We start from the raw sequence: 7,464 nt of genomic DNA, 5'->3' as shown, positions 1-7,464 counted from the left end.
GAGCGCGCTTCTCGCCATGGTGATAGGCGGAGGTCAGCGTCTGTTGTTCAGGTTCAGTGAGAGGGGCAACGAAGCGTTTTTCCATGGTTCTGTCCGTGTCAGAAATCCTGGCATGGATATTGCACGAAAACTTTAGATCAGGTACTTACGCCTATTTTTCTGCCGGTGGCTATGCAGTTCGGCATGGATCCGATCCAGTTCGGCATTATTTTGATGATGAATTTAGGGCTTGGTTTGTGTACGCCACCGGTAGGGGCATGTCTGTTTGTCGGTTGTGTAATTGGGAAAATTAAAATAGAAGAAGCGGTGCGCACTATTTGGCCTTTCTTCTTAGCGCTGTTTGTCGCCTTAATGATGGTGACTTACATACCCGCTATCTCTTTGACATTACCTAGCTTTTTCCAATAAGCCGTTTCTAAAAAAGCTGCTTGAAATTCATGGCCAGGGGAATAGATCGATTATGAAAGTAGTCGCCGTAAATACCCATATACTCGATTACCAACTTGAAACGGCGTTTGAGAGTGCCTCAATGCACTTTTCGCGTCGCCAGCACTGCTTAGTTGAAGTCATCTGTGATGATGGGACTGTCGGCTGGGGCGAGTGTCTAGGGCCCGCTAAACCTAACGCTGCGATTGTCGATGTTTATGCTCAGTCGTTAATAGGTGAAGATCCGCTTCAGACTGAAAAAGTGTGGCTAACTCTCTACAATCGCTTACGCGACCAGGGCCAACGTGGCTTAACCGTGACGGCCCTAAGCGGTATTGATATTGCGCTGTGGGATATAAAAGGCAAGCACTTTGGTGTACCGATATCAACGCTGCTGGGTGGACGCTTTCGCAACACTGTACGCGCCTACGCAACGGGTTCTTTCCGCCGTGAAGGGGTGGATCGGGTCACGGATATTGCCGCTGAAGTAGCTGGTTATCGCCGTGAAGGTTTTCATGCCGTTAAAATAAAAATTGGCTTCGATGTCGAGGAAGACCTGGCGGTAATTGCCGCCGTGCGTGAGGCCATCGGCCCGGATATGCGGCTGATGATCGATGCCAACCATGGTTACGATTACCTGGAAGCGATTGAGCTAGGCAAGTGCGCCGCGCAGTACGGTATCGACTGGTTTGAAGAGCCCGTGTTGCCTGAACAAATTTCTACCTACGAAGCCGTTCGGGCCGGTCAGCCGATCCCCGTAGCGAGCGGTGAAAATTGGCATGGCCGCTATGCTATGCACGAGCCGTTGACCCGCCGCGCCGTGGATATCGTGCAACCGGATATTTGTGGAGTCGGCGGGTTTAGCGAGATGCGCCGAGTGGCTGATATGGCCGCTCTACATGGCGTGCGCTTGGTTCCGCATGTATGGGGAACGGCGGTCTGTTTGGCGGCAAGCCTGCAGTTCATGGCAGCTTTGCCACCTAATCCGCCACGTCGCAACCCCATCGAACCCATTATGGAATTCGACCGCACTGAAAATCCCTTCCGCCAAGCCGTTGTACTGACCCCTTTAGAGCATCATCAGGGCGTGATGGCTATCCCTGATGGCCCCGGGCTGGGGATTGAAATTAACCGTGATGCGCTATCCACCTTCGCACTTAGGGAGAAGTAACGTTGTCTATCCCCGCCAATACACGTCCGCTAACAGGGCAGCCGCCTGCTTTGAAGGCGCCTGCAGGGGCAACCGATTGCCATATGCATTTATATTTGCCCGGTTATGAAGCACAGCCGGGTGGCCCAAACATTGCCGAACTGGCGACAGTGGCCGACTACCGCCAGGTTCAGCAACGGCTTTCACTGGAGCGCGTTGTGGTAACGCAATCCAACGCTTACCAGTTTGATAATCGCTCAATTTTGCAAGGCGTGGCGGAAATTGGGCAGGCGCGCGCCAGGGCGATTGTGGCGGTAGCGCCGGATGCTTCTGAATCACAGATTGAAGCGCTTCATGCCCAAGGTGCTCGTGGTGCCAGAATTATGCAGCTACCCGGCGGGGCCGTCGGGATGAGTGGATTAACCGCAGTGGAAGCGCGGGTAAAAGCGTTTGGTTGGCATTTAATGGTGCAGTTCAATAGCCATGAGATAGATATCTACATGGCCACGCTGCAAGCGATCGACACCGATTACATTATTGATCACATCGGCAAATTTATGCCGCCGGTGGCCGCTGATGATCCTAGGGTAGACCAAATACTAAGCTTGCTGGACCGCGGTAATGCATGGATAAAAATCTGCGGCGGATATGAAACCAGTTTAAGCGGCGGGCCTGAGTATGCTGATGTCAGCCCCATTGCCAAGCGGGTTATTAAACATGCTCCTGAGCGGGTTATCTGGGGCTCAAATTGGCCGCATGTAGCGGTTCCTCGCGAGCAGTATCCCGACGATGCTGAACAGTTGGATGTCTTGCTGCACTGGGCCGATGAGAGCATCCGCCAAAAGATTCTAGTGGATAACCCCGCCGTACTTTATGGCTTTTAAAACAGATGGCTTTTAAAACAGCGCTTCATTTAATGATTTATACAAAATAGTAAGGAGTTTCTATGTTAAATCGAATTTTAGTTACCGGCGCGGCCGGTGGTCTGGGCAATAGCTTGCGGCCTCATTTATCTCAACTCGCCAAGCATGTTCGTTTATCTGATGTGGCACCATTAGGCGAGGCGGGTGAAGGTGAAGAGCTAGTTCAAGCCGATCTTAGCGATATGCAGGCTGTCGCCGATTTGGTGCGTGATTGCGATGGCATCGTTCACTTAGGTGGTATGTCGGTAGAGAGCCCCTGGGAGGCCATTTTGCAGGCCAATATCATGGGCACTTATCACCTTTATGAAGCGGCCCGTAAACAGGGCAAACCGCGAATTGTGTTTGCCAGCTCTAATCATGTCATCGGTTTTTATGAGCGTCATCAGCGCATTGATACCCAGGTAGTTCAAAAGCCGGATTCCCTTTACGGTGTTTCAAAATGCTTTGGTGAAAACCTCGCGAGCCTCTATCACGACAAGTTTGGTGTGGAGACGCTTAGCGTGAGAATTGGCTCCTGTTTCGATAAGCCGGTGGATACCCGCATGATGGCCACGTGGCTGAGCTTGGCGGATTTTGTCAGCCTCTTACAGCGTGCTTTTGTGACGCCAAGTTTAGGGCATGCAGTGATTTACGGCGTATCGGATAATGCTGAAAAATGGTGGGATAATTCTCATGCCAGCTTCTTGGGTTGGGCACCTAAAGACAGCTCAGAGCCTTGGCGGGAAGAGACCGAGCAGCTTGATCGGAACATTGATGGCAATGATTTGGCTGTACGCTTTCAAGGCGGTAAATTTACTAAATCAGGGCACCCAGACGACGTTTAATAGTACTTATAAGACCTGAGTTGTACGATATAATACAACTTTGGACATTAACGAAGGGTAGCTTTCATGGTCAAACCTAACGCAACGACATCTGCCCTAAAACCGCTTCAAGTAAGCAAAGTGACGCAGCAGGGCAGCTTGTCCGTACACGTGGCTGACCAACTGGAAGCGTTGATCACTCAAGGCAAGGTCGCGGTGGGGGATAAATTACCTACCGAGAACAGCCTGTGTGACTCGTTTGGCGTTAGCCGCACGGTGATCCGCGAAGCGATTACCCACCTTAAATCGCTGGGGCTAGTGGAAACTCGCCGCGGTGTGGGCACATCGGTACTGCGCTCCTCCACGGTAGAAGCGCGGCCTGCTGAACGTATTAATCCGACCACCGTCGAAGATATCTTACATCTGTTGGAGCTACGTTTAACGCTAGAGCCCGCGGCGGCTGAGCTGGCCGCACTACGTTATGATGATGAAGATCGTCAGCGGCTTGAAGCGCAGCACGCTGCGTTTAGTAAAACGTACGCTGCCAAATCACAAGCGCGCGAAGAGGATTATCTTTTCCATTTCGCGATTGCCACAGCGACCAAAAATCCCTTTTTTCAATCTTTCTATAAGCAGTGGAGCCAGAGCGTGATTCCCCGCGCCAAACTGCTCAGTATTGATATTAATCCGATTTCCTCTGAGCGCTATTTAGAGCGCGTTCAGGAAGAGCACACCTACATTCTTGAAGCGATTCTTTCCCGCGATGCACAAGCGGCTCGTGAAACAATGTTTCAGCACCTTAACCGGGCGCGCAATACCTATGCCCAATATCGCGACCAGTAGTTTTGCGACCAGTGATATCACTGACCCCTATAAGGAGCGACCTATGACGATTCGAGGCGAAATGCTAATCGGTCAACAAGCAGTGACGGGTACCCAAGCCAACATTCAAGCGGTGAACCCCGCCACCGGTGAAAAGCTGGAGCCGGTTTATGTCGGTGGTAGTCGGGCTCACGTCGAGCAGGCCTGCGAGCTAGCAGAAGCCGCGTATGCGACTTATCGCGAGACCACGCTTGAAGAGCGGGCGACCTTTCTGGAAACCATCGCCAGTGAAATTGAAGCGATAGGCAGCGAGCTGGTTGAGCGCGCCATGGCGGAAACTGGTCTGCCCCAAGCGCGTATCGAGGGTGAGCGGGGCAGAACCTGCGGGCAACTGCGTCTGTTCGCTTCCGTCGTACGTGCCGGTGAGTGGCTCGATGTACGCATTGATCCTGCGATGCCGGATCGCCAGCCGCTGCCCCGCGCCGATTTGCGTCAGCGCCACATCGCATTGGGCCCCGTGGCTGTATTCGGTGCCAGCAACTTTCCACTTGCGTTCTCCGTTGCGGGTGGCGATACAGCCTCGGCCCTAGCGGCTGGCTGTCCGGTGGTGGTGAAAGGCCACTCAGCGCACCCAGGCACTTCTGAGCTGGTAGGGCAGGCAGTCCAAAAAGCGGTAAAAGCGTGCAATTTACCGGAAGGCGTTTTCTCGCTGCTGTTTGGGGCTGGTAACGAAATTGGCCAGGCGCTAGTCGACGACCCACGCATTCAAGCGGTTGGTTTCACCGGTTCGCGCAGTGGCGGTATGGCGCTGATGAAAACAGCCCAAGCACGGCCTCAGCCAATTCCGGTATACGCTGAGATGAGCAGCATTAACCCAGTATTCGTGTTGCCAGCGGCGCTTAAAGCTCGCGGTAAATCGCTGGGTGAAGCGTTTGTCGGCTCGCTCAACATGGGCGCGGGCCAGTTCTGCACTAACCCTGGGTTGGTCATTGCGGTAAAAGGCCCTGAGCTGGATGCCTTTATTGAAGCGGCACGCGGTGCGGTGGAAGCCAGCGGCGCACAGACCATGCTGACGCCAGGCATTCACCGTGCCTATCAAGAGGGCGTTTCCAGTCTGAACGGCGCAGCCAACGTGCGTGAGATCGCCCGTGGCCAAGCCGGCAGCGACTATCAGTGCCAGACTGCCTTGTTTGCCGCCTCAGCGAGCGATTTCCTCGCATCAGAAGTGCTGCAAGCCGAAGTGTTCGGCGCCAGCTCGCTGGTCATTGAATGCGCCGATGCGGCTGAGGTAAAGCGTGTTGCTGAACAGCTAGAAGGCCAGCTCACCGCAACGCTGCATATGGACGATGCGGATATTGATGCTGCGAAAGCGCTGCTGCCGACACTTGAGCGTAAAGCGGGGCGTATTCTCGCCAATGGTTGGCCTACTGGGGTTGAGGTGTGCCATGCCATGGTGCACGGCGGACCGTTCCCGGCGACGTCTGATTCGCGCACCACTTCGGTAGGCTCAGCAGCCATCCACCGCTTTTTACGGCCAGTTTGTTACCAGTCATTGCCAGAAGGCCTGCTGCCGGACGCACTTAAAGACAGTAATCCGCTGAAGGTTTCGCGGTTAGTCGACGGCAAGCGCGAACTGTAAGAAGGGAGGAAGAAATTCAGCGATGTTGAACACGCTAAGCGGCCTGCGGGCCGCTTTTTTATGCATGTTTTTTGGGACTGGTACAAAAACTGGCTAGAATCGGTGTGTGGCGTCGGGTTTTCGGCGGTCACTTCAACACATTGGGTTAGGGGACTTGCTGGGTTTTCTAGGCACCCGAGTGTGAACAAACGCTAACTGGAGAGCATTCCCATGGAGACCCTCGAATTACTCATTGCCCCGCTGCGCGATGGTCTCTATACCATCATGATGCCTGTCAGTAACTTTATCTGGAGCTACATTCTTGTCTATCTACTGTTAGGCGCTGGCCTGCTGTTTACCATCATGACCCGAGGTATGCAGTTTCGCCTGTTCAGGCACATGGCGTATGTGACGTTTTCTGCCCGCGGAGCTGGAGATGGTATCAGTGGCTTTCAGGCCTTTGCGACGTCGATGGCAGCGCGAGTCGGAACCGGTAATCTCGCTGGTGTGGCCCTGGCGCTCTGGATTGGCGGGCCTGGGGCGATTTTCTGGATGTGGGTGACTGCGCTGCTGGGTTTCGCTACTGCGTTTATCGAGTCGACCTTGGCCCAGGTCTATAAGCATCGTAACGAGGATGGCGTATTCCGTGGTGGGCCAGCTTACTATATCGAACGCTGCCTGGGCTGGCGCTGGCTAGGCGCGCTGTTCGCGGTGTTTCTGATTATTGCGTATGGCTTGGCGTTTAACGCGGCGCAATCCAATACCATCGCGCAAGGGATGAATGGCGCTTTTGGTATTCCCAATTGGCTGACGGGCGTCGTGATTGCCATCTTGGCAGGTTTTGTCATTTATGGCGGCCTCAAGTCGGTAGCGCGTACCGCTGAGAAAATTGTGCCAGCGATGGCGATTGCTTATCTGCTCGTGGCGCTATGGATACTGGTCACCAACCTTTCTGCCGTGCCCGACATGCTCTCGCTGATTGTGATGAGTGCTTTTGGGCTTGGCCCAGCGGTGGGTGGCGCGGCTGGCTATGCGATCAAAGCGGCAATGGAAAACGGCGTCAAGCGTGGCCTGTTCTCCAATGAAGCGGGCATGGGTTCCACCCCGAATGCGGCGGCCCAGGCGTCCGTCAAACACCCGGCGGCCCAGGGTTTAGTGCAATCTTTCGGGGTGTTCGTCGATACCATCGTGATTTGTAGCTGCACGGCGGTGGTGATTCTGCTTTCTGGTGTTTATGAGCGGCTGATGTCGGAGTCGCCGGGCGATAGTATTGAAGGTATTCAACTGACCCAGGATGCCATGGTGGATCATCTAGGCGGGTTTGGTGAGATATTCATTGCGCTGGCGATTCTGTTTTTTGCCTTTACCTCAATCTTGGCCAACTTCTCGTTCTCGGCGGTGAATATCGAATTCCTGTTCCGCCGTCACGCCGCAAAAGCGGTGAGCGTGTTCAAGGTGATTGTTATCGTTATGGTGCTGCTCGGGTCGGTGGCTGAGCTGAGTGTCGTCTGGGACTTTGCCGATCTTGCGATGGGGCTGATGGCGACCACCAACCTGTTTGCGATACTAATCATGGGGCCAATTGCCGTAGCCGTGCTGAAAGATTACGAGCGCCAGCGCCGCGAGGGTATTAAAGAACCACTATTTGACCCTGCCATACTGAAACGCCCAGAGCTTGTGGATGCCGATGTATGGCCAGTGAAAGAGGTCAAGGAAGGGTAG

At 54.0% G+C, this 7,464-nt stretch carries 6 protein-coding genes and 1 pseudogene; all 7 read left to right on the top strand.

Features of this window, described 5'->3' with window-relative positions:
• Positions 1 to 141 precede the first annotated feature (141 nt).
• A pseudogene (locus HUO07_RS19755) lies at positions 142 to 408 on the top strand (TRAP transporter large permease subunit); the annotation flags it as partial.
• 52 nt (positions 409 to 460) lie between these two features.
• Positions 461 to 1,597, top strand: a complete 1,137-nt coding sequence (locus HUO07_RS19750) for a mandelate racemase/muconate lactonizing enzyme family protein (protein ID WP_176304918.1) — start codon at positions 461 to 463, stop codon at positions 1,595 to 1,597.
• Between the two features lie 2 nt (positions 1,598 to 1,599).
• Complete coding sequence (locus tag HUO07_RS19745; RefSeq protein WP_176304917.1) at positions 1,600 to 2,460, top strand: amidohydrolase family protein; 861 nt, start codon at positions 1,600 to 1,602, stop codon at positions 2,458 to 2,460.
• Between the two features lie 62 nt (positions 2,461 to 2,522).
• Positions 2,523 to 3,323, top strand: a complete 801-nt coding sequence (locus HUO07_RS19740) for an NAD-dependent epimerase/dehydratase family protein (RefSeq protein WP_176304916.1) — start codon at positions 2,523 to 2,525, stop codon at positions 3,321 to 3,323.
• A 66-nt stretch (positions 3,324 to 3,389) separates the two neighbouring features.
• Complete coding sequence (locus HUO07_RS19735) at positions 3,390 to 4,145, top strand: FadR/GntR family transcriptional regulator (RefSeq protein WP_176304915.1); 756 nt, start codon at positions 3,390 to 3,392, stop codon at positions 4,143 to 4,145.
• A gap of 43 nt (positions 4,146 to 4,188) precedes the next feature.
• Complete coding sequence (locus HUO07_RS19730; protein ID WP_176304914.1) at positions 4,189 to 5,763, top strand: aldehyde dehydrogenase (NADP(+)); 1,575 nt, start codon at positions 4,189 to 4,191, stop codon at positions 5,761 to 5,763.
• A gap of 210 nt (positions 5,764 to 5,973) precedes the next feature.
• On the top strand, positions 5,974 to 7,464 hold the full coding sequence (locus HUO07_RS19725; RefSeq protein WP_176304913.1) for an alanine/glycine:cation symporter family protein: 1,491 nt from the start codon (positions 5,974 to 5,976) through the stop codon (positions 7,462 to 7,464).

Source organism: Vreelandella maris, from assembly GCF_013371085.1.
GTDB lineage: Bacteria > Pseudomonadota > Gammaproteobacteria > Pseudomonadales > Halomonadaceae > Vreelandella > Vreelandella maris.
This window is presented reverse-complemented; position numbering and strand designations above follow the sequence as displayed.

Coding starts and splice junctions, on each gene's coding strand:
- HUO07_RS19750 (WP_176304918.1), top strand. CDS start 461: ATGAAAGTAGTCGCCGTAAATACCCATATACTCGATTACCAACTTGAA.
- HUO07_RS19740 (WP_176304916.1), top strand. CDS start 2,523: ATGTTAAATCGAATTTTAGTTACCGGCGCGGCCGGTGGTCTGGGCAAT.
- HUO07_RS19735 (WP_176304915.1), top strand. CDS start 3,390: ATGGTCAAACCTAACGCAACGACATCTGCCCTAAAACCGCTTCAAGTA.
- HUO07_RS19730 (WP_176304914.1), top strand. CDS start 4,189: ATGACGATTCGAGGCGAAATGCTAATCGGTCAACAAGCAGTGACGGGT.
- HUO07_RS19725 (WP_176304913.1), top strand. CDS start 5,974: ATGGAGACCCTCGAATTACTCATTGCCCCGCTGCGCGATGGTCTCTAT.